The sequence below is a fragment of the Halobellus inordinatus genome (assembly GCF_024464655.1).
GTDB lineage: Archaea > Halobacteriota > Halobacteria > Halobacteriales > Haloferacaceae > Haloquadratum > Haloquadratum inordinatus.
On the sequence record NZ_JANHAV010000006.1, the window covers coordinates 204,746 to 222,609 of the forward strand.

Sequence of the window (17,864 nt, forward strand, 5' to 3'; positions counted from 1 at the left end):
CTCAGCGCTCCACCGCGGCGTCGATCGGCTCACAGAGCGTCTCGAAGGTCGAGGTCGCGTCACCCTCGTCGATCGCGTTCGCCGCCGCTTCAACGCCGTCTTCGATGCTGTCGGCGAGTCCGGCGACGTAGATCGCCGCACCGGCGTTCGCGAGGATGATGTCACGCTTCGGGCCGGTGACGTCACCAGTCACGATGCCGCGAAGGTCCGCAGCGTTCTCCTCGGGTGTGCCCCCGGCGACGGCCTCGATCGGGGCGGATTCGAGGCCGATGGATTCGGGCGTGAGCGTGTACTCCTCGATCTGGTCGCCGTCGACCTCCGCAACGACCGTCTCGTCGTGCAGCGCGATCTCGTCCATTCCGGAACCGTGGACGACGAGCGCCCTGTCGACCGACAGATGTGAGAGCGCCCGCGCGAGCACGGGGACGAGGTCAGGGTCGTAGACGCCGACGACCTGGGCGTCTGCCCCGGCGGGGTTCGTCAGCGGTCCGAGGACGTTGAATATCGTCCGCATCCCGAGTTCCTTGCGCGGGCCGATGACCGCTTTCATCGCCGGGTGGAACACCGGTGCGAGCATAAAGCCGATTCCGTCGCGCTCGATTGCCGACTCGACGGCCGGCGGTTCGGCCTCGACGTCGGCACCGGCGACCTCTAAGACGTCTGCGCTCCCCGACGAGGAGGAGACGGAGTAGTTGCCGTGCTTTGCGACGGCCGCGCCAGCACCCGCGGCGACGATTGCGCTGGTCGTCGAGACGTTGATCGTGTCGTAGTCGTCGCCGCCGGTCCCGCACGTGTCGACGAGTGGGCCACGATCCGGGTCGATCGTCCGGGCCGCATCGCGCATCCCCTCTGCGAAGCCGGCGATCTCGGTCTCTGTTTCGCCTTTCGCTCTGAGCGCCGCCAGCAACGCCCCGATCTGGGCCTCCGTGGCGTCTTCGAAGACTGCCCGTGCCGCCTCACGAGCCTCGTTCTGTGTCAGGTCGTCGCCCTCGGTCGCGCGTTCGATGTAGGTTTGGAGTGTCATCGTGATCACCGATGTACGAGATCGTGTTGTAGTGAACAACTTCGTTCATCGGTATAAGACTGTCGGAGCACTCGGTCAGTCACCGACCACGGCTATCGCCTATGGGCCGCCAGCAGTCGCGCTTCCGACGGTAACCGAGCCGTGGTGGCGTGTCAACGCTGAAACCGAACGACTGCGTCTGGCATCCCCGAAACGAAACCTTCAATTATGTCCCCGGGAAACGAAGTAATGCGTTCAGACGAGCGCGGTAGAACGCGAAAGCCAGGCGGGTTGGTGGTCTAGTCTGGTTATGACACCTCCTTGACATGGAGGAGGCCGGCAGTTCAAATCTGCCCCAACCCACTCGTTCTTAAGCGAAAACCCGGGGACGGGAGAAACTACTTATTACAGCGGAGGTGCGGCTTTATGAGTCGCGGAGCAGACGTCTCCGCGAGACTCGCAGACGTCGACGCTGTCTGCGACTTCTGCGGCTGCTTCATCAAAGACGACGAACAACAGTGCCCCGCTCGCGATGAGGGGAGGTGTCAGCCGTGACGCCGCTGGACTTCGCAGCGAAACGCGATAGCGAGTCGGCCAGCTGGACACGAGCCGACCCTGAAGCGGCTCTGATCGAGCGGATCTCGTGGGATACGTGGCTCGTTACGCTCCCAGACAGCGACGACGTTCACGAAGTCTCACTGCACCGCGATCACGGCGCGCTCAACGGCGAGTGCAAGGTCCGTGAGACGGGCGAGCAGTGCCCAGCGCGGAAGTACCGCGACGCCGACGAGCCGTGCGCACACCTCTGCACGATCCGCAAGGCGCTCGTCTTCAACGACGAAGCCGACGACGGCACGACGATCGAGGTCTTCGAGCGCGACGACGTCGAGGTCGCGGCGGCCGACGCCCACATTGAGGAAGCGATGGCTGACGGAGGTGTTCGCCGATGAGGACACCACGGTTCAAGTGTTTCAACTGTTCCGTACGGAATCAAACGCCGTCGTACGACACCGATTCTAACGAAACCGTGGCTTCTGAGCCATCAGAGTCCAACTCAGCAAAACCGTACGAACCCCCCCACCCCTCCGCTCGGAGGTCTATTGGCACACGCACGGCGTGTCTGCGCGCCCATCGGAATCGGCGCGCGATGGGGGCGGGCACGCACGCGGAGGGCGGCGAGACGGAGGTGCCACGATGAGCGGACGCGTCGCGAAAGCATCGATCGAAGACGACGATCTGCTGGAAGCGCTCGAAGCGGCCGAAGACGAACACGGATCGATGGCCGAAGCGCTCCGACACGCGCTGCGGACGACCTACGCCGGCGAAGACGACGCTGACGACGACGTCAGCACGGGGCTGCCGAAGGCGGCTCGCGAGGGCTACGAAGCGCTACGCGAGCACGTCAACCCCGGCGAACGGCTGGCACTCGACGCCGCGGAGGGCATCATCGCCCAGCGCGTCCAACTGCGGAAACCGACGGTTCGCGACACGGTCATCCGAAAGCTGCACGCGGCCGGCTGGATCGACGTCGAGCAAGGCATCCACCGGGTCGGCATCATCGTCCGAAGCCCGGTCACAGCCGGCGGCGGGCACGACGACGATCGCGACGCTGGCGACGTGCTCGACGAAACCGACGACGTCGATGTCGGAGAAGCCGAAGCGCGGCTGGACGAACTGGCTGCGGCGACGCCGGGAGGTGAGTCAGCGTGACCCGACTCGCGTCGGTGCGCTACCGCTGCTCGGAGTGCGACGCGACGCACGTCCGACCGGAATATATCGACGGCGAAGAACCGGCGAAGACGCGCGAGGGGACGTGCTACGCGGCGCATCCGGCTCGCAATGCCGGCTTCGAGGGCTGTGGCGAAGAGGTCGAACTCGAAGCGATCGCGTGGCGTGAAGATCGCGACGACGAGTGGACCGCAATCGCCGAAGACGAGCAACTCGTCACCGACGGCGGCCAGACAGCGGACGAAGGCCTCCTACGCGTCATCAGCGACCGCGACCCGGCAGAGATGTCGCACCACGACCTCTACTACGAGTGGCACGAGGTCGTGGAAGCGACGTACCGCAGCATCACGGATGCGGACGTCGAACAGGCGCTCACCGACCGGCGAGAGGAACTCTGGAACGAGATGACGAGCCGCGTCGACGCCGAAGCGCCAGAGTGCCCCGAATGCGGAGCGCAGTCGTGGGGCCAGACGCGAGGCGAACCGAAGATCTGCCGAAAGTGCGACTATCACCTCGGCATCGGCGACGACGCGCTCGGAGAAGCGATCAACGACTACTGGAACGCAGTTCAGTCACCTGGCGTTCAGCCGCCGGAAGGAGGTGAAGCGGATGACTGACTTCCCGACACCGGAAGTCGAAGTGGTCGCGGCGAAGCGCCTCGACGACGACACAGACGAGACGTGCGACTACGAGTGCGAGAACGACGCTGACTACCGGATACTCACGCACGTCGGTGTCGAGTTCGTCTGCTGTCAGCGCTGCTCGGACTACAACCGCGTCTACGCGAAGGAGAACGACATCCTCGACGCCGACTACGCGGCGGCGAAAGCACGCTACAAGGACGTCGAGACCGACGGCGGGCAGCCGCTCCCGGACGGCGTCGAAGCGATCTGCGAGGAATTCGACCTTGAACGGCCGACGCCGGGCGAGCGCTGGGAGTTCCACCTCGACGACGTCCCGAGCGACCGCGACGTCGGCGGCGAGCTCGTGGCGGCGGGCTGTGATCTCTGCCGGGAGTACGTCGACGGGGACGGGCGGACCTACGAGTACAAGGTCCCGGAGCCCGGCTGGCCGGAGCCGCTGGGCTACGTGACGACCGATGAGCCGGCGTGGGTCGACGTCCAGACCGAATGGAAACGCGACGGCGAGAAGTTCGTCGGGAGCGTCCGGGGCACGATCCCGGACGCGGGCGACTGCGACCGGCATCCGGACCTCTCGGCGGACGCCTACGCGCTGAAATCGATATACATCTACGGGCCGACGGAGACGCCGAAGTTCCACGCGAAGACGTCGCTGGAGGTGCCGGACGACGCCTGGACGGTGAATCTAACCTACGAGCAGGCGACCGGCTCCTACCGCACGATGGTCGCGGTCTACTCCGGCGAGCTGGGACGCTTCCCGGAACGGACCGAGTGGAAGGCAGCGCCGCACGGCAACGACGAGCGGCGCCGTGTGGAGTTCTTCGAGACGCGAGAGCGGGCGATCGCGTTCGTCGAGGCCGAGACGGGGCTGTCGATACCGCGGCACGACGAACAGATCCGCGCCGACGGCGGTCAGGAACAGAAAGAGTGCCCGTACCGCGGGTGCGACTGGACGGGGCGCGAGTATAACCCGGGAAGCACGCACGAAACGATCGCCGCAGAAGTAGACGCGACGATTCACTGGGAGTCCGAACACGGCGGAGAAATCCCGGAAGACGCCGAGTTCGGAGACCAACAGTGCCCGGAGTGCTACGCAGTCCACGGGATGAACGGGACCGTCAGCTGCAGCGAGTGCGGCCACATTCCTGAGGAAGTCCGAGCTGACGGCGGCACGGACGCGGACGTGGTCGTAGCGACGAGCCGTGAGGACGGCGTCGAACTCGTGCTGGCGTTCCGGCACGACGGGTCGCTCAGAGAACTGGCGACAGCAGACGGCGGCCGAATCGAACTCTACCGCGACGAAGCTGCCGAATCCGGAGGTGGCGGCCGATGAGCGCGGAACTGGCGACAGACAACGGCGTGAAGACGCGGCGGCGACGCGAGGAGCGTTGCGAGGGCGTGATCGAGATGCCGTTCAACGAGCAGGTCGAAGTCGAGTGCCCGGCCTGCGGCGACGAGTTCCTCTGCACGATCGCGACGCCGGACCCCGAGAAGTTCTCGCCGTCGTTCGGGAGCTGCACGGCGTGGGAGTGCGACGCGCTGATCAAGTTCCGCTCGGACGGTACCGAAGACGACGACACGAGCGACGAGCCGATCCAGTCGGGGCTCGCGGCGTTCGGAGGTGGCGCACGATGACGCGAGAGATAGTCGCTGTCGACCTCTTCGCCGGTGCTGGCGGCTTCAGCGAGGGCCTCAGCCAGGCGTGCGAGGACCTCGGCTACGACCTCTACGAGGCGGCGATCAACCACTGGGAACCGGCGATCGAGACCCACGAGGCGAACCATCCCGACGCCCACCAGTACCACTCGAAGGTCGAGCAGCTACACCCGCCGGAAGTAGTGCGCCGACTGACGGGGCAAGACACGCCGGACGTCGACCTGCTCGTCGGCGGCCCGGAGTGCACGCACTTCAGCCGCGCTCGCGGCGGGAAGCCCGTCAGTGAGCAAAAGCGGATGTCGCCGTGGCATATCCTGGACTGGCTGGAGAAGCTGAACGTCGATGCGTTCGTGATCGAGAACGTGCCGGAGATTCAGGACTGGGGACCGGTCGATGACGATGGGCAGCCAGTCCGTGACGGCTCGATCTTCGATGCGTGGGTGAACGCGCTAAACCAACTCGGCTACGCGGTCGACTGGACACAGCTCGTCGCCGCCGACTACGGCGATCCAACGACGCGCGAACGCTTCTTCATCATCGGCCGGCAGGCTGGTAGCGTCACCTTCCCCGAGCCAACCCACAGCGACGCCGCTGACGACCTCCCAAACTACCGAACGGCCGCGGAGATCATCGACTGGTCGGATCTCGGCGGATCGATCTGGACGCGCGACCTCGACGACGGCCGAATGACGCCGCCGAAGAACTCGACGATGCGCCGGATCGCGGAAGGACTCCGGCGGCACTGTGGCAGCGCGATCGGCCCGTTCGCGGACGTCCTCGAAACACTGGGACGCGACGAGATTCGGCGGCTGCGCGAAGAGCGTATTGTCCCCCAGCGGCACGCAGCAGCGATCGCTGACGCCGTCGACGAGCCGTTCCTGGTGCCGGCCGCGTCGCGAGCGACAGTCGCGCCGTGGATCCTGAAGCACAAGAAGAACAGCCCGTCACAGGACGTCACGGCACCACTCCACACCGTCCACGCGAACGGTAATCACTTCGCGCTCGGAACGGCGTCGACGCACCTGCTGCGGCAGCAGGATGGCGCGCACCCGATCGACATCCAGGACACGGCAGTTCCGACGATCGCGACGCGGGGCGGCCACGCGATCGCGACGACCGAGACGCTACTGATGCCGAAGAACGGGCGCAATCGCGGACTTCACAGCAATGGCCTCTACCGGCCGGACGACCGGCCGGCACACACGATCACGGCGGACCCGCGAGCGAAGCTCGTGACGCCGGTCGTCCAACCATTCGTCGACGACTACGAAGGACCGTCGAAGGCAGTCTCACAGCCACTCGGGACTGTCACAAGCCGCGACCGATTCGCGCTCGTCGTCCCGGAGCTGTGGCCGTGGGGACTCGACGTCCGCTACCGGATGCTGCAGCCGCGGGAACTGAAGCGAGCCCAGGGATTCCCGGCAGACTACGAGATCGTCGGGACAAAGACCGACCGGACGTCCCAGATCGGCAACGCTGTCCCGGTGAATCTCGCGAAGTCGCTCTGTAAGCACGTTCTGACCGCGACAGATCCGAGTCTCGCAACGTACGGAGGGGGACTCGGAGAGGATCCAGACGCCGAGATTCCTACCTACGAGGAGGTGGCTGGTGATGACTGAGCCGGCGATCGACGGCGGCCTCCTCGACGAACTGCAGCAGGAACTGGCCGATCGTGGCCGCGACGACGCGATCACGGCCGCCGAGTTGGCTGACCGCGTTGAGATTGGGGATCGAGATGGATCACCGAAGACGCGCGAAGCGATCACGGCGCTGCTCTTCGAGCGCGGCGTTCCGATCCGATCGGGCTCAGTCGGCTACTGGATCTGTCAGTCCGAAGCAGAAGCCGAAGAGTACCGCGCAGACCTGGAAGGCCGAATCGAGGGCATCGAGCAGCGGCTCGTCGCGTTCGAGACAGCGTGGCGCGAGTGGAAGCGCGACGAGATTCCGACAGCCGTTCGTGAGAAGATCGAGGCTGACCCGTTCCTGTCGATGGACGACTTCAGCGCGGACGACCTCCGCGATCGAGCAGTGGCTGACGGAGGTGAGACGGCGTGAGCCGCGGCACGTTCGTCCTCGTGGGCTGCGGCGCTGCGAAGGCCGACGAGCCACGGCCGGCCGGCGAACTCTATACGTCGAACTACGCGGTGCTGAAGAACCGCTACGCAGAAGCGGCGACGGCGTGGGCCGACGAGCACCAGTCATCGGCGTGGGCGATCCTCTCGGCAGAACACGGGATCGTGCCGCCGGCACTCGAAATCGAGCCGTACGACACGACGGTCGACGACCTCGACGACGATGCCCTCGACCGCTGGGCCGACCGCGTCCGCTCGCAACTGACGGACTGGCTCAACTGGCCGTTCCAAGCCGACAACGGCCCCCGCGACAGTCCGTGCGGACGGCTGGTCGTGCTGGCTGGCGAACGATACATCCAGCCGCTCGAAGCCCGCGACGCCTTCCGCGGCAACGTCGGCGGCGGGGCCGGCCGATCACGGCCGGGACTCCCGTGCGTGCCAGAGTTTCCGTTCCGTGAGCACGACTTCGACGGGATCGGCGAACAGATGGCGTGGCTCAAAGAGCGCGCTGAGGAGATCGCCGGGCCGGCAGAGACTGATACGCTCGCATCGGTCGGCGGTGGCTACGAGCGAGAGAGGCCGCACTGGCGTCTCGACCGCCCACCATTCCCAGAGAGCACCGAGCAGGCGGGCCTCGATCGCTTCGAGGACGTCCCGGATCAGTATATCGCGACTGAACAGCAGCAGTTGATCGCCGCTGACGGCGGCAAGGAGGTCTCACGATGACGTTCAAACACCGACTCCCGAACGCAGGGCTGCAGCCCTACGCATACGAGAAGGACCGAGCACGGAACGACGACGACGAGTTCAGCTACAGCGACTACGAGCAGCTGCTCTCCGACGAGACGTACTGCCGACTCGCCGAACTGCGCTGGCTCGCGGCCGAACTGGAGAAAGAACTCGCGCACGACGACGTCCTGGGCGACAGCGACGTCCACGACGCGATCTTCGACGCGGTGGCGAACACGGACGCGCCGATCGCCGAAGCCGTCGACGAGTATGTGGCCGGAAAGATGGCCGCGCATCGATCAGGGGTGTACGAAGGATGACGACGCTGGCAGACTACGGCGGCGGCGTCAACCGCGACGAACCGGAGTGGACCGACGACGTCGCAGACCACTCGCTGACGGGGTCGCTGATCGACTGCGGTGGCGACGAGTGCGAGCGGCTGAAACTACTGCAGTGCCCGGCGTGCGGAGCGCAGTTCGACCGGCACTGGCGGGAAGCACAGAACGACCCGCTCGCGACGCACCTCGAAACCGTCCACGGGCCGGCCGACTTCGGACTTTCCGAGCGAGGTGAACGATGAGCCGGTCTGAACGCGTGGTCGGCGCGGCAGAGAACGTCGACCTCCGCGAAGCGGACGACGTGACGCCGTTCGATCGGGACGTCGACGACCGACGCGTCATCTCGGCGTACTGCTGTACGTGCGAGAAGTCGACGACGATTCTCGCGGAACCGGGCCGGACGCGACGCTGGGAGCACGACGAGCTGAACGCATCACACGTGGTCGATTACTGGAGGGAAGACTGATGAGTACGACACGATCGCGACGACCGCCGGAAAAGAAGATCATCTACTGCACCGACTGCGGCTCGATCCATCCGCTCGACGCGCAGTGCAAACCGTGGGGTGATGAAGATGTCTGAAAACGAGAATGCAAGACCTAAGCGAGGTGTCGATCATCTCTCCGACAAAGAGAAGAGTCTCATCGAGGTGGGACACGGCGACGTCTGCGAGGACTGTGGTGAGTTCGTGTTCAACTGGAATGACTGCGACTGCGACGAAGGGCGGCGACAGACGACTCTCGTCACGGACGGGGGCGTCTCAAACGTCCTTTGCGGGCACGAACAGGATCCCAACGATAACGAGTACGCGACGCCGCCGGAGATTTGGCGGCCGCTCGCCCGCGCCGTCGACGGCTTCGACGTGGATCCCGCGAGCGGTGCGGAGTCCACGCCGATCGCGCCGATGCGGTTCACAAAAGAAGACGATGGCCTCTCGAAGGCGTGGCACGGGTGGGTGTTCTGTAACCCGCCGTGGGCCACTGACGGCGACGGATCGGCGAAAGATCGATGGCTCCGGAAGGCCCGGAACGAGGCGAACCGCGACGCCGTCGACGGCGTCGTCGTGCTGCTCCCTGCCGACACGTCGGCACACTGGTTCCACGAGCATCTGCTCGCGGCTGACGCGCTCTGTTTGGTCGGTCCCGGCCGAATCCCCTTCGAGGGAGAGGACCGAAACCCGTCGTTCCAGATGGCGATCGCCGTCTACGGTGAGGTGCCGGACGCTCTCGTCGACGCGCTCGACGAACTCGGAGCGGTGATCCGTGGCCGGGAGGTCGTGGACCCTACACCACAAGCAACGCTCGTCACGGACGGCGGTGAGAGACTGGGAGACGGAGTCTCGCACTACTGCGAGGCGATCAACGGGCGGCTACCGTACGCTGAACAGCAGTGTGCGTACTGCCGGCGGTACCTGGAGGTCAGCGATGGCGACGCGTAGTGACGCCACGACGACCTCGAAGCCGCCCGCGGTGGTCGATGTCGACGTGGTCGGCGATCGCGTGCTGGCGACGGTCGACCGCGGCGACGTCTCGATCGTAGTCGAGGGACCGGCCGGCATCTCTGGCGACGAGCTCGAGGAATTGCTCAACGACGTGCCGGAGAAGATTGAGTTCGTCGCAGACCTCTTTGACGGGGGCGATCGCTGATGCCGTGGTGTCGAAGCTACGGGTGTCGCGAGCACGTCGAAGACGACGGCGACTACTGCCCGGACTGCACGCACCTGCTCGTCTCGCACGGCCAACTCCCGAGCGGAGGTCGGTACGATGGCTGAGTGCTGTACATCGTCGAATGCGCGGCTCGTGATCCGATCGCGAGAGAATCAGCGCACGTGGGGAAAGCTGCAGGTCTTCGAGTGCCGGACGTGCGGCCGGAGGTGGTCGGCGTGAGCAGCGTCGGGATGCGCCCATCGGAGTGCGATCGTTGCGGGCGTCAGATCCACGACCTCGAACCGGTGACGACGATTCAGTTCAGCGGCGGTGTCGACGCACACCGAATGGTCTGTGCCGACTGCATCGAGGCAATCGTCGAGGTGTGGAACGAAGGCGACGCTGTCGAATCTTCGTCAGATCGAGGTGGCGAGTAGCGGAGGGTTCTAAACAGACTGGCGGAAAGTCTGACTTTTTATAAACTGCCCGGTGGTGGTTCTTTCTGTGTCTCAAACAGCCATCTACGCTCGGGTCTCCACCGAGGAACAGTCGCTCGAAGGACAACAGAAATCGGCGTGGGAGTATGCCACCGAAACGCTCGGCATCGAACCAGCGTCGATCGAGATCATCCGAGACAAATCAACCGGGACCAACACGGACCGATCCGGCTACCGCGATCTCCTCGACCGCGCAGCCGACGACGAGTTCGAGCGCGTGATCGTTCGGGAAGTCTCACGGATCGCCCGGAATATGCGCGACCTCAACGAGACGATCGGCCAGCTCGTCGACGACCACGACGTGACGGTCCACATCATCGACGCCGGCCTCGTGATCGGCGAGGGCGACGACGACGGCGTCTTCGACGACCGCCTCGTGCTGCAGTTCCTTGGGATCGCTGCGGAACTGGAAGCGAAGATGACGAAACAGCGAACCATAGCCGGACTCGCAGCGGCGCAGGCAGCCGGAAAGCACACTGGCCGGCCGCCGTACGGATTCGATACTGATTCTGAGGGCTACCTCATCCCGAACGAGAACTTCTACACGGCGCTCGCAGTCATCGAGCGCATCGAAGCCGGCGAGAGCGTCCGCTCGACGGCACGACACGCGGATATCGCACGGTCGACAGTGCGGAACATCGTCGATCGAAAGGACGTGTACCTCAAAGAAGACCCGTCGCTGAGTACCGATGACTGAGATATCACCCCCGTTTCCGTACGTCGGAGAAAGGCTCGGAAACGAATCAAAGAACCACGTCAAACTCAAAGGGTTGGTTGTCTACTGGCTTCTCAGCCAAGGATTCAAAATTGACGATATCGAAGACGAGCATCACGTATCCAGCGATCGCGCATCAGGGAACACTGACATCTACGCTTCAACTGACGGAATCGAGGTGTTCGTGGAGTGTGAAACGAACTCGGGCGGGACGTCTCTTAGCAACGGCGGAAAGATTCCGTTCAAAAAGGGTAAAGACGTCTACGTTTTCACCTCCGACGGCATCTATAGGCCGGTAAAACGGACCTACGAGCTTGAAAAACAGAACAGGGTGCTCGAACAGACCGACGAAGAGACGATAACACGCACCCGAATCGAACTACAACGCGAATCCGACCTTCCGAAGCCTGATTTATCTGCCTTCAAACGGTAGCTGGTGTCCGGGTCTACGGGGAGAGTCGGACGAGTTACTGGCGATTTAAGCGACCCTGTTCCTTACTCTAATATTGTCTGCGAGAGCAGTTTTCGGATTGGGGTATCGGAATCGTTTGAGGATGTTTTGATATCCTCTCGTGGGTATGAGGCGATTCGAAGAAGGCGATTTTCGTACTTCGGAACCAACCCGTGGGCAAAATAACCAATTGGTAAGTCGTACTCTCGGAGGATCTCGATCACTTGATCCGTATAGGTAGTTAATATATCGCGGTGATGGGCGATCATTTCTCGATCTAACTTGCCATCTGACGAGTCGAAGGCGAAAATGTCTTCGCGAATCTCGAATACGTGCCAAAGATAAACGAAGTCCAGCCCCATAGAAACGAGTGACAGCGCTTGGCCGAGTCCACTATAGTATCCACCCATCGGGTTTCCATCTGGATCAACACGCTTTGGAAGAAGTTGGTAGTCATCAATTCCCTTGTACTTTCCAAAATACTTGGCTTCAATACCTACAAACGGTGGGCGCCTTCCTTCAGAGGTGAGCTTACCACAGAGGAGATCAATATCTGGCTGAAGCGGATGACCCAACTCTCTGAGGGCTTCTTGTGGCTTAACCAGTCTACCATTTTGTGAAGCTTTCTGACTCCATAAATTCACTTCTTGATTGACCCACACTGATGGATGGTCATCCAGAGTTGCAGAGACGGCGTCCACGATCAATTTCTCAGACGGATAATCGTCGTTTCGGGTTTCAAGACGTTGATCTGGGTCGTCACAGAATATCTTCGTCAGCACTTGCTTCGGAGATGTCATTCCGATAACTCCTAATCGGGAAGACTCGTTGATAATACAAAATAGATCTCATTTTCAGCCCGGGGACCAAACAGAGTCTTTCGGCCTCATAAATTGATAACGCTGCTCAGTCGCTCCGAAAAATCTCAGAGGCTTTTCGAACAGTCAGCGATGACTCGCCTTCTTCTCCCTCGACGAAGAGCGTCTCCTTCGGCTTGATGTCGAGCTGGCGAACAGCTTCTTTTGGGATTACGATCCGATAGGAATCTCCGCCAGCGACTCGGACCGGTTTTTGGATGTCCTCTTCGAGCCCCTTCTTGCTGGCTCCCGTTTCGGTGCTCATACTGTATAGTCTGTACTGACTGTACAAAAAGAGTCATTTGTACAGATTGATCGGATCCGGCAAATTACGGACCATTACCCGTAAAAGACGGCCTTTTCGAGGCGACGGCCGGCCCGGTCGCTCCGGATCACCGGTCGGAGCCAGACTATGACTGGAAAACGCGGGGCTTCCGCCCCGAAACCCTCCTTTTCAGACAACGAGGAGGGCCGAGACGACAGGCGAACAGATTCCGAGCAACGCGAGCGTGTCGAACCGTCTGCCACGTGGCAAGAATTCGATAACGCCGGGAGGCCGCTGTGACTGGCGAGGTCGCAGTCCGAGAGAACGGCGGAGTCACGGCTATCGAGGCAGACTCACTCGACGGCAACGTCTCCGTCGACCTCGATCACGACCCGCCGATGGTCGGCGTCCCCGAGGAGACGGCAGTCGTCTACGAAGCGGACGAGCTCGAGGCGACCGACGCCACCGACGAAGATGTCGCGACCGATGGCGGCTTCGTCCGCGATCGCGTGACGATGCGCCAGTACGGCCTCGGGCTCAGCTCTGGCAACCGCAACATCATCCTCACGGTGATGGCATTCGCCTACGCCGCTGCGGGCTATCTCGTTGGCGTCGGTGAAGGAACGGCCGCGATCGTGACGTTCGCTGCGGCCGCTGCGGTCACGTTCTTCCTACAGTACCGGAGGCCCGACCGTGACTGATCTGCTCGACGAGACGCAGCAGTTGCGCCAACACGTCGAGCAGACTGAGCGCGATCGGCAGGAACGAGCGCTCTCTGATGCCGAGGAGGCCGATGAGTGACGCCAGCCAAGTCGATATCGGCCTCGCCGCAAGCGACGAGTTCCGGCAGTACATCGCCCGTCTCCGACGCACGTGGCCGAAGCGACAGTACAGACAGGGCCTCCCGCAGCCCGACACGCGGGCGCACTTCTGAGGATGCCATCCTGGGATTCCTACCAACATCACGACGCAGGCAAACAGGCCCACGAGGGCCGCATACGGACGAAAGCACGGCGACTCAAAGAGCGACTTCTCGGAGTTCACAAATGAAATCCAGTACGCAGTATCGGCAGTGGCATCGGCAGCGATCACACCCAGCTTCTGACGGAGGGTCGCGATGAGCCTCCGCGAGCGACTCCCGAGCATCGGCGCTCGTGGCCTCGCGATCGCGCTCGTTACGCTCGTGCTATTCTCGAGCGTGGGCGCGGCCGCGGGCACGGTCGTCTTCGGGAACGGTGCGACACCCTCGCCGTACATCAACGAGGACCAGCTGACGAAAGCAGCGCACCCGACCGGCCAGGCTGTCACGACCTACGAAGCGAATGACGGCTCACAGGCCAGTCTCGACGCCATCGTCAACGAAACCGACTCGCAACCGAACGTCTATACCTTCTCGCCCGCGCAGATCGACGCTGCCGACTACGGAGCCTTCCCGCACGACAAGAGCGACGTGTCGGCGCTGACGGCGAGCGAGTGGACGACCTCAGGTGCATCGGTCTCCGACACCGAAACCGGGCCTGGCGTCGAGGCCGTCCAGATCACGACGTCGGCCGCGGGCGACTCCGCGTCGTTCTCGAACTTCTCGGTCACGAGTGACGAGAACAAGAAGTTCGGCCAGATCGGCGTGGTCGTCCACTCGATTTCCAGTGACGGCACGGTGAACGTGAACTTCACCGACGCCGACGGCGACTACAAGCAGGCGACGATCAACACCTCCCAGGACGTCACGGGCAACGCGGCGGTCATCGCGAACGGCACCGGAACGTACGTCTGGCAGGAGCAGTTCGGCCAGTTGACGACGAACTCCGTCAGCGGCTCGGACGGCACGTTCAACGATATCGAGTCGATCAGCGTCACCTCCGAAACCGGGACGGTCGACGCGTCGATCTTCGCACTGAACGCCGAGAAGACTGGCGAGTGGCAGTTCGGCGATCACCACTACCAGAACGCCGACGACGAATGGGAGACCGTGACCGTGACCGAGCCGATCGGTGACGTCTCGATCGCTTCGATGGGCTCGCTCGGGCCGACCTTCTCGGGCGACAACAACGTCACGGTCCACGACCTGCGCTTCCCCGTCCACTACACGAGCTCGGCGCTGCCGGCCTCGGACACGCAGGCAACAGTCTCCGACGCGGGCAACACCTACCCCGCCTACGACAAGCAGGCGACGATCTACACGCGCCTGTCCGTGCCTGAAGCGTACGATCTGGGCCACCAGGGCCTCTCGCTTCGCGTGAACCAGTCGCTCCCGAGCGACCGCTACGTGAGCGTGGAGGTCGCCGAAGGCACCTCCGACACGAAGTTCTCGGAGATTTCCAACACGGCGTGGACGGACGTCACGGGACAGTTCTCGGGTGAAAACGAGACGCACGTCCTCGACGACACGATCCAGCCCGGTCAAGAGATCGTCGTCCGGTCTCAGCTCCGGCTGACCCAGGATGACGTCACGGCGATGCAGCAGAGCCCCGCCGGCGGTGGCGGCGGCTTCTTCAGCAACGCCGGTGGTAACGGCGGCATCTGGGGCGCGATCGTCGGTGGCGTCGGTGGCATCGTGGCGATCATCGGCAACTACCTCCGGAAGGCTCGGAAGGCGGTGTGAGCCGATGAGTTCGAGCGACAGTGATGTCCCCGGCTCCAGCACTTTGGTCGACAGAGCCCGCAACGCTGATTCGATGACGAAGTTCCTTGCGGGCGGCTCTGGCGGCGTGTTTATGGCAGCCATCTACGTGATCATCGCGCCAGTTCGGGCGACTGCAGCGGGGCTTGGTGATTTCGCCACTGGGTTCTTCGCAGAACTCGATTCGCTGTTCAACACGAACTTCATCGGCGGCCTCTCAGGGCTTCTCTCCGCCGGTCAGACCGGTACGGAGACGTGGCTGAGCAACGAGGCGGCGGGGTTCATCTTCGCGTTCCTGATCGTCCTCGTGCTGGCGTGGCTCTACAGCGTCTGGCAGGATCTCACCGACCAGGACGTCCCGTTCTTGGGAAGTGTTCCGTTCTTCGGTCCAGACGACGCAGACTAATGATCGCACCATCAGTCCCCCGACAGCGAGGTGATCGCGGTGGCCGATAGCGACCGCTACCTCACGAACTGGGGCGATGATGGGTCGATCTTCGACCGCGTCGGGAAGGAAGACGGTGGCATACCCAGCATAAAAGTCGGACTGCTGACGAAGACGGCCGCCGGCTCAAGTCTGATGGCCGTCCTCTACGGGATCATCGCGTACTATCGCGCGGTCGCGCAAGCACTCAGCGACCTCGTCGACGCAGGATTCGACTTCCTGAACGACCTGATCGCGGTGCTGTTCGGCGATGGAACGTGGATCCTGCGCGGGATGGACCTCACCTCGATCGATGGGCCAGGAGACTACGTCGACACCGTCTTCGACAGCGCAGAAGCCTCAGTCTCGGAAGCAGCGCTGGGCTTTCTGCTCGCCTTTGCGCTGATCATCGCACTGGCAACCGTGTTCTGGGGGGTGCGCAAGTATGCGCTGTGACCCGCTGGAGGTGCGGTGATGAAGCTGCTGATCGCAGCTCTCAATGGACGGTCGCCGCCGCCAACTGCCGCCTCCGCATCGGCAGCAGTAGACCGATCCCGCCACCCGAGCGCAGTTCGCTCTCAGATCTTGGAGTCTCTCTTCATTCGTGCAGAGGGGGACATCGGCGATAGTGGGAGCGACAAAGGCACTGCAGGTGGTGCCTCTGGAAATCTGCCCGGTGGTGGTGGAGACGGTGACGGAGACGGTGGCTCCGGTGTTTCCCTCCCGGGGAACTTCGGCAGCGTTTGGAGCGACCTTGAGGTTTTTGTCAACAACCCCCGCCGCTTCGTGCTGGGGGTGTTGCTCTCGACGCTTGTCGGGTACGTCCTGACAGCGTTGCTGCTGGGGATCAACCTTACCCGGTGGATTGCTGGCTTCGAGGTCCCCGGCCAGATCACCGTCGACGGGAGTTCGGTGAACGTCCCGTGGTGCTCCTCGAACGAGTGCGATCTGTTCTCGTTCGTGGACATTCCGGGCTACGTCGCTGACGTCCTGATCGACGAATTCGGTCTCGGCGGGATCCAACTCCTGCAGGGCATCGAGACGGTCTGGACGTCTATCCCGAGCGACGGTGGCCTCGCCGGTCCGGCGATCCTCTTCCTGCTCGGACTCGGGATGACTGTCGGGCTGTTCTGGCTCGTTCGCATCATCATCGCGGCCGCACCAGTGAGTAGACCATAGAATGAGCGTAATAGACATCTTGAAATCGCCGTTCGCGTGGGCGACGGGGTTCTTCGGAGCCCTGGGTCTCCAGCAGTTGGTCCCGTTTCTGACGGCCAACGCGGGGACGCTGTTTGCCGGCTGGTCGCTGTTCTCGATTCGGATCCTCCCGAGTCTGGACACCGACCCGTCCGTCCAACAGCAACTGATCCTGATCGGCGCGGGGGCCTACCTGGTCTTCCTCGTCCGCCGGCTCTGGCTCCGTTGGCGCACGCGCACGGATGGAGGGACAGCGTGACGACTACTGCAGCCCGCTCTACCGGGGGTAACCTCTGTCGATCCGGCCACAGAGCGGCCGCAGTCTCCCGACAACCGATCCAATCACTATGCACCAACACACACCGAAACGAATCAGACAGCTTCCAGGAGGGCCGTAGCTGATGTCTCTCCTCGGTACTCTCGGTGCGATCCTCGGCGGGCTCCTGATCCTCCTGCTGATGGTCGTGCTGTTCGGGCTCGCCTACGTGAAGAAGGGACGGCTGCCGTCGATCCCGTTCCTGTTGAGCGTGCTCTTGGTGGGCCTGCTCGGCTCGCTGCTGCTCCCGTGGAACGTGTCGGTTATCCCGACGTTCGGACTCGGTGAGCGACCCGTCATCGTCGGCGTCGCGCTGCTGATGCTCGCGTGGATGGTGCTGGAGGCCTGGTGGGCGTCCTCGGGGAATCCCGAGACGATCGCCCGGAGCGTCTCCAGACGACTGCAGCGACTCTTCTCGACGTGGGTAGCGATCGGGACGCTCGGCATCTCGCTGGGCTTCTCGCTCGTGGTGATCCTCGCCGGCGAAGGCGCGGAGGTCGCGGGCATCGTCGCCCAGGTCGTCGCCGACGTCCCGCTCATCTCGTCGAATATCGGCGCGATTGGGATCGGCTGGCTCGGCGCTGGCGGCTCACTCCCGCTCGTCGGCGGGACGCTCCCGGTACAGTACCAGACACCAGCGCTCATCGCGGGCACGATCGCGTTCGTGTTCGTCCTCGCAGTCGGGGTGACCTACGCAGATTAACAAGAC

The 17,864-nt window shown here is 63.3% G+C and carries 29 protein-coding genes and 1 tRNA gene; 27 read left to right on the plus strand and 3 right to left on the minus strand.

Annotation, left to right across the window (positions count from 1 at the left end):
* Window position 1: 1 nt before the first annotated feature.
* The gene (gene trpD, locus NO347_RS12535; protein ID WP_256289911.1) at window positions 2-1,024 is read right to left on the minus strand and encodes an anthranilate phosphoribosyltransferase; all 1,023 of its coding nucleotides are present in this window, start codon (window positions 1,022-1,024) and stop codon (window positions 2-4) included.
* Between the two features lie 267 nt (window positions 1,025-1,291).
* Between trpD and NO347_RS12540 the strand changes: the two genes are divergently transcribed.
* From NO347_RS12540 to NO347_RS12630, 19 genes are all read left to right on the plus strand, one after another.
* Window positions 1,292-1,366, plus strand: a tRNA-Val gene (locus tag NO347_RS12540).
* A gap of 63 nt (window positions 1,367-1,429) precedes the next feature.
* On the plus strand, window positions 1,430-1,558 hold the full coding sequence (locus tag NO347_RS12545) for a hypothetical protein (protein ID WP_256289912.1): 129 nt from the start codon (window positions 1,430-1,432) through the stop codon (window positions 1,556-1,558).
* Window positions 1,555-1,953 carry a hypothetical protein gene (locus NO347_RS12550; protein WP_256289913.1) on the plus strand — a complete coding sequence of 133 codons (399 nt, stop codon included), beginning with the start codon at window positions 1,555-1,557 and terminating at the stop codon, window positions 1,951-1,953. Before NO347_RS12545 ends, NO347_RS12550 begins: the two co-directional genes overlap by 4 nt.
* A gap of 244 nt (window positions 1,954-2,197) precedes the next feature.
* A complete protein-coding gene (locus NO347_RS12555) occupies window positions 2,198-2,713 on the plus strand; it encodes a hypothetical protein (protein ID WP_256289914.1) in 516 nt (171 codons plus the stop codon).
* Window positions 2,710-3,348 carry a hypothetical protein gene (locus tag NO347_RS12560; RefSeq protein WP_256289915.1) on the plus strand — a complete coding sequence of 213 codons (639 nt, stop codon included), beginning with the start codon at window positions 2,710-2,712 and terminating at the stop codon, window positions 3,346-3,348. Before NO347_RS12555 ends, NO347_RS12560 begins: the two co-directional genes overlap by 4 nt.
* Entirely contained in the window at window positions 3,341-4,705 is a 1,365-nt protein-coding gene (locus NO347_RS12565) for a hypothetical protein (RefSeq protein WP_256289916.1), read from the plus strand. The genes NO347_RS12560 and NO347_RS12565 overlap by 8 nt, the downstream gene beginning before the upstream one ends.
* Window positions 4,702-5,007, plus strand: a complete 306-nt coding sequence (locus tag NO347_RS12570) for a hypothetical protein (RefSeq protein WP_256289917.1) — start codon at window positions 4,702-4,704, stop codon at window positions 5,005-5,007. The genes NO347_RS12565 and NO347_RS12570 overlap by 4 nt, the downstream gene beginning before the upstream one ends.
* The gene (locus tag NO347_RS12575) at window positions 5,004-6,647 is read left to right on the plus strand and encodes a DNA cytosine methyltransferase (protein ID WP_256289918.1); all 1,644 of its coding nucleotides are present in this window, start codon (window positions 5,004-5,006) and stop codon (window positions 6,645-6,647) included. The genes NO347_RS12570 and NO347_RS12575 overlap by 4 nt, the downstream gene beginning before the upstream one ends.
* Window positions 6,640-7,083, plus strand: coding sequence for a hypothetical protein (locus NO347_RS12580; protein WP_256289919.1), 444 nt, complete (start codon window positions 6,640-6,642; stop codon window positions 7,081-7,083). Before NO347_RS12575 ends, NO347_RS12580 begins: the two co-directional genes overlap by 8 nt.
* A complete protein-coding gene (locus NO347_RS12585; RefSeq protein ID WP_256289920.1) occupies window positions 7,080-7,826 on the plus strand; it encodes a DUF6884 domain-containing protein in 747 nt (248 codons plus the stop codon). The genes NO347_RS12580 and NO347_RS12585 overlap by 4 nt, the downstream gene beginning before the upstream one ends.
* A complete protein-coding gene (locus tag NO347_RS12590; RefSeq protein ID WP_256289921.1) occupies window positions 7,823-8,149 on the plus strand; it encodes a hypothetical protein in 327 nt (108 codons plus the stop codon). Before NO347_RS12585 ends, NO347_RS12590 begins: the two co-directional genes overlap by 4 nt.
* On the plus strand, window positions 8,146-8,409 hold the full coding sequence (locus tag NO347_RS12595; protein ID WP_256289922.1) for a hypothetical protein: 264 nt from the start codon (window positions 8,146-8,148) through the stop codon (window positions 8,407-8,409). The genes NO347_RS12590 and NO347_RS12595 overlap by 4 nt, the downstream gene beginning before the upstream one ends.
* Window positions 8,406-8,633, plus strand: coding sequence for a hypothetical protein (locus NO347_RS12600; RefSeq protein WP_256289923.1), 228 nt, complete (start codon window positions 8,406-8,408; stop codon window positions 8,631-8,633). Before NO347_RS12595 ends, NO347_RS12600 begins: the two co-directional genes overlap by 4 nt.
* A 108-nt stretch (window positions 8,634-8,741) precedes the next feature.
* The gene (locus NO347_RS12605; protein ID WP_256289924.1) at window positions 8,742-9,605 is read left to right on the plus strand and encodes a phage N-6-adenine-methyltransferase; all 864 of its coding nucleotides are present in this window, start codon (window positions 8,742-8,744) and stop codon (window positions 9,603-9,605) included.
* Entirely contained in the window at window positions 9,592-9,813 is a 222-nt protein-coding gene (locus NO347_RS12610; protein ID WP_256289925.1) for a hypothetical protein, read from the plus strand. The genes NO347_RS12605 and NO347_RS12610 overlap by 14 nt, the downstream gene beginning before the upstream one ends.
* Window positions 9,813-9,938 carry a hypothetical protein gene (locus tag NO347_RS12615; RefSeq protein ID WP_256289926.1) on the plus strand — a complete coding sequence of 42 codons (126 nt, stop codon included), beginning with the start codon at window positions 9,813-9,815 and terminating at the stop codon, window positions 9,936-9,938. Before NO347_RS12610 ends, NO347_RS12615 begins: the two co-directional genes overlap by 1 nt.
* A gap of 81 nt (window positions 9,939-10,019) precedes the next feature.
* On the plus strand, window positions 10,020-10,250 hold the full coding sequence (locus NO347_RS12620; RefSeq protein WP_256289927.1) for a hypothetical protein: 231 nt from the start codon (window positions 10,020-10,022) through the stop codon (window positions 10,248-10,250).
* Window positions 10,251-10,317: 67 nt separating this feature from the next.
* Window positions 10,318-11,007, plus strand: coding sequence for a recombinase family protein (locus NO347_RS12625; RefSeq protein ID WP_256289929.1), 690 nt, complete (start codon window positions 10,318-10,320; stop codon window positions 11,005-11,007).
* Window positions 11,000-11,458, plus strand: coding sequence for a hypothetical protein (locus NO347_RS12630; protein WP_256289930.1), 459 nt, complete (start codon window positions 11,000-11,002; stop codon window positions 11,456-11,458). The genes NO347_RS12625 and NO347_RS12630 overlap by 8 nt, the downstream gene beginning before the upstream one ends.
* Before the next feature lie 62 nt (window positions 11,459-11,520).
* Here the strand turns inward: NO347_RS12630 and NO347_RS12635 are convergent, their stop codons facing one another.
* Window positions 11,521-12,276: a hypothetical protein gene (locus tag NO347_RS12635; RefSeq protein ID WP_256289931.1), complete on the minus strand. Its 756-nt coding sequence runs from the start codon at window positions 12,274-12,276 to the stop codon at window positions 11,521-11,523.
* Window positions 12,277-12,382: 106 nt separating this feature from the next.
* Complete coding sequence (locus NO347_RS12640; protein ID WP_256289932.1) at window positions 12,383-12,598, minus strand: AbrB/MazE/SpoVT family DNA-binding domain-containing protein; 216 nt, start codon at window positions 12,596-12,598, stop codon at window positions 12,383-12,385.
* Window positions 12,599-12,894: 296 nt separating this feature from the next.
* Between NO347_RS12640 and NO347_RS12645 the strand changes: the two genes are divergently transcribed.
* The 8 genes from NO347_RS12645 to NO347_RS12680 all read left to right on the plus strand — a co-directional run bounded on the left by NO347_RS12645 (window position 12,895) and on the right by NO347_RS12680 (window position 17,858).
* Complete coding sequence (locus NO347_RS12645) at window positions 12,895-13,299, plus strand: hypothetical protein (RefSeq protein WP_256289933.1); 405 nt, start codon at window positions 12,895-12,897, stop codon at window positions 13,297-13,299.
* Between the two features lie 92 nt (window positions 13,300-13,391).
* Entirely contained in the window at window positions 13,392-13,532 is a 141-nt protein-coding gene (locus NO347_RS12650) for a hypothetical protein (RefSeq protein ID WP_256289934.1), read from the plus strand.
* 183 nt (window positions 13,533-13,715) lie between these two features.
* Window positions 13,716-15,200 carry a hypothetical protein gene (locus NO347_RS12655; protein WP_256289935.1) on the plus strand — a complete coding sequence of 495 codons (1,485 nt, stop codon included), beginning with the start codon at window positions 13,716-13,718 and terminating at the stop codon, window positions 15,198-15,200.
* A 73-nt stretch (window positions 15,201-15,273) separates the two neighbouring features.
* Entirely contained in the window at window positions 15,274-15,624 is a 351-nt protein-coding gene (locus NO347_RS12660; RefSeq protein WP_256289936.1) for a hypothetical protein, read from the plus strand.
* A 39-nt stretch (window positions 15,625-15,663) separates the two neighbouring features.
* The gene (locus NO347_RS12665) at window positions 15,664-16,098 is read left to right on the plus strand and encodes a hypothetical protein (RefSeq protein WP_256289937.1); all 435 of its coding nucleotides are present in this window, start codon (window positions 15,664-15,666) and stop codon (window positions 16,096-16,098) included.
* Window positions 16,099-16,116: 18 nt separating this feature from the next.
* The gene (locus NO347_RS12670; RefSeq protein WP_256289938.1) at window positions 16,117-16,821 is read left to right on the plus strand and encodes a hypothetical protein; all 705 of its coding nucleotides are present in this window, start codon (window positions 16,117-16,119) and stop codon (window positions 16,819-16,821) included.
* A 1-nt stretch (window position 16,822) separates the two neighbouring features.
* A complete protein-coding gene (locus NO347_RS12675; protein ID WP_256289940.1) occupies window positions 16,823-17,098 on the plus strand; it encodes a hypothetical protein in 276 nt (91 codons plus the stop codon).
* A gap of 142 nt (window positions 17,099-17,240) precedes the next feature.
* Window positions 17,241-17,858 carry a hypothetical protein gene (locus NO347_RS12680; RefSeq protein WP_256289941.1) on the plus strand — a complete coding sequence of 206 codons (618 nt, stop codon included), beginning with the start codon at window positions 17,241-17,243 and terminating at the stop codon, window positions 17,856-17,858.
* Window positions 17,859-17,864: the final 6 nt, after the last annotated feature.

Coding starts and splice junctions, on each gene's coding strand:
- trpD (WP_256289911.1), bottom strand. CDS start 1,024: ATGACACTCCAAACCTACATCGAACGCGCGACCGAGGGCGACGACCTG.
- NO347_RS12545 (WP_256289912.1), top strand. CDS start 1,430: ATGAGTCGCGGAGCAGACGTCTCCGCGAGACTCGCAGACGTCGACGCT.
- NO347_RS12555 (WP_256289914.1), top strand. CDS start 2,198: ATGAGCGGACGCGTCGCGAAAGCATCGATCGAAGACGACGATCTGCTG.
- NO347_RS12565 (WP_256289916.1), top strand. CDS start 3,341: ATGACTGACTTCCCGACACCGGAAGTCGAAGTGGTCGCGGCGAAGCGC.
- NO347_RS12570 (WP_256289917.1), top strand. CDS start 4,702: ATGAGCGCGGAACTGGCGACAGACAACGGCGTGAAGACGCGGCGGCGA.
- NO347_RS12575 (WP_256289918.1), top strand. CDS start 5,004: ATGACGCGAGAGATAGTCGCTGTCGACCTCTTCGCCGGTGCTGGCGGC.
- NO347_RS12580 (WP_256289919.1), top strand. CDS start 6,640: ATGACTGAGCCGGCGATCGACGGCGGCCTCCTCGACGAACTGCAGCAG.
- NO347_RS12590 (WP_256289921.1), top strand. CDS start 7,823: ATGACGTTCAAACACCGACTCCCGAACGCAGGGCTGCAGCCCTACGCA.
- NO347_RS12595 (WP_256289922.1), top strand. CDS start 8,146: ATGACGACGCTGGCAGACTACGGCGGCGGCGTCAACCGCGACGAACCG.
- NO347_RS12600 (WP_256289923.1), top strand. CDS start 8,406: ATGAGCCGGTCTGAACGCGTGGTCGGCGCGGCAGAGAACGTCGACCTC.
- NO347_RS12605 (WP_256289924.1), top strand. CDS start 8,742: ATGTCTGAAAACGAGAATGCAAGACCTAAGCGAGGTGTCGATCATCTC.
- NO347_RS12610 (WP_256289925.1), top strand. CDS start 9,592: ATGGCGACGCGTAGTGACGCCACGACGACCTCGAAGCCGCCCGCGGTG.
- NO347_RS12615 (WP_256289926.1), top strand. CDS start 9,813: ATGCCGTGGTGTCGAAGCTACGGGTGTCGCGAGCACGTCGAAGACGAC.
- NO347_RS12630 (WP_256289930.1), top strand. CDS start 11,000: ATGACTGAGATATCACCCCCGTTTCCGTACGTCGGAGAAAGGCTCGGA.
- NO347_RS12635 (WP_256289931.1), bottom strand. CDS start 12,276: ATGACATCTCCGAAGCAAGTGCTGACGAAGATATTCTGTGACGACCCA.
- NO347_RS12640 (WP_256289932.1), bottom strand. CDS start 12,598: ATGAGCACCGAAACGGGAGCCAGCAAGAAGGGGCTCGAAGAGGACATC.
- NO347_RS12650 (WP_256289934.1), top strand. CDS start 13,392: ATGAGTGACGCCAGCCAAGTCGATATCGGCCTCGCCGCAAGCGACGAG.
- NO347_RS12655 (WP_256289935.1), top strand. CDS start 13,716: ATGAGCCTCCGCGAGCGACTCCCGAGCATCGGCGCTCGTGGCCTCGCG.
- NO347_RS12660 (WP_256289936.1), top strand. CDS start 15,274: ATGACGAAGTTCCTTGCGGGCGGCTCTGGCGGCGTGTTTATGGCAGCC.
- NO347_RS12670 (WP_256289938.1), top strand. CDS start 16,117: ATGAAGCTGCTGATCGCAGCTCTCAATGGACGGTCGCCGCCGCCAACT.
- NO347_RS12675 (WP_256289940.1), top strand. CDS start 16,823: ATGAGCGTAATAGACATCTTGAAATCGCCGTTCGCGTGGGCGACGGGG.
- NO347_RS12680 (WP_256289941.1), top strand. CDS start 17,241: ATGTCTCTCCTCGGTACTCTCGGTGCGATCCTCGGCGGGCTCCTGATC.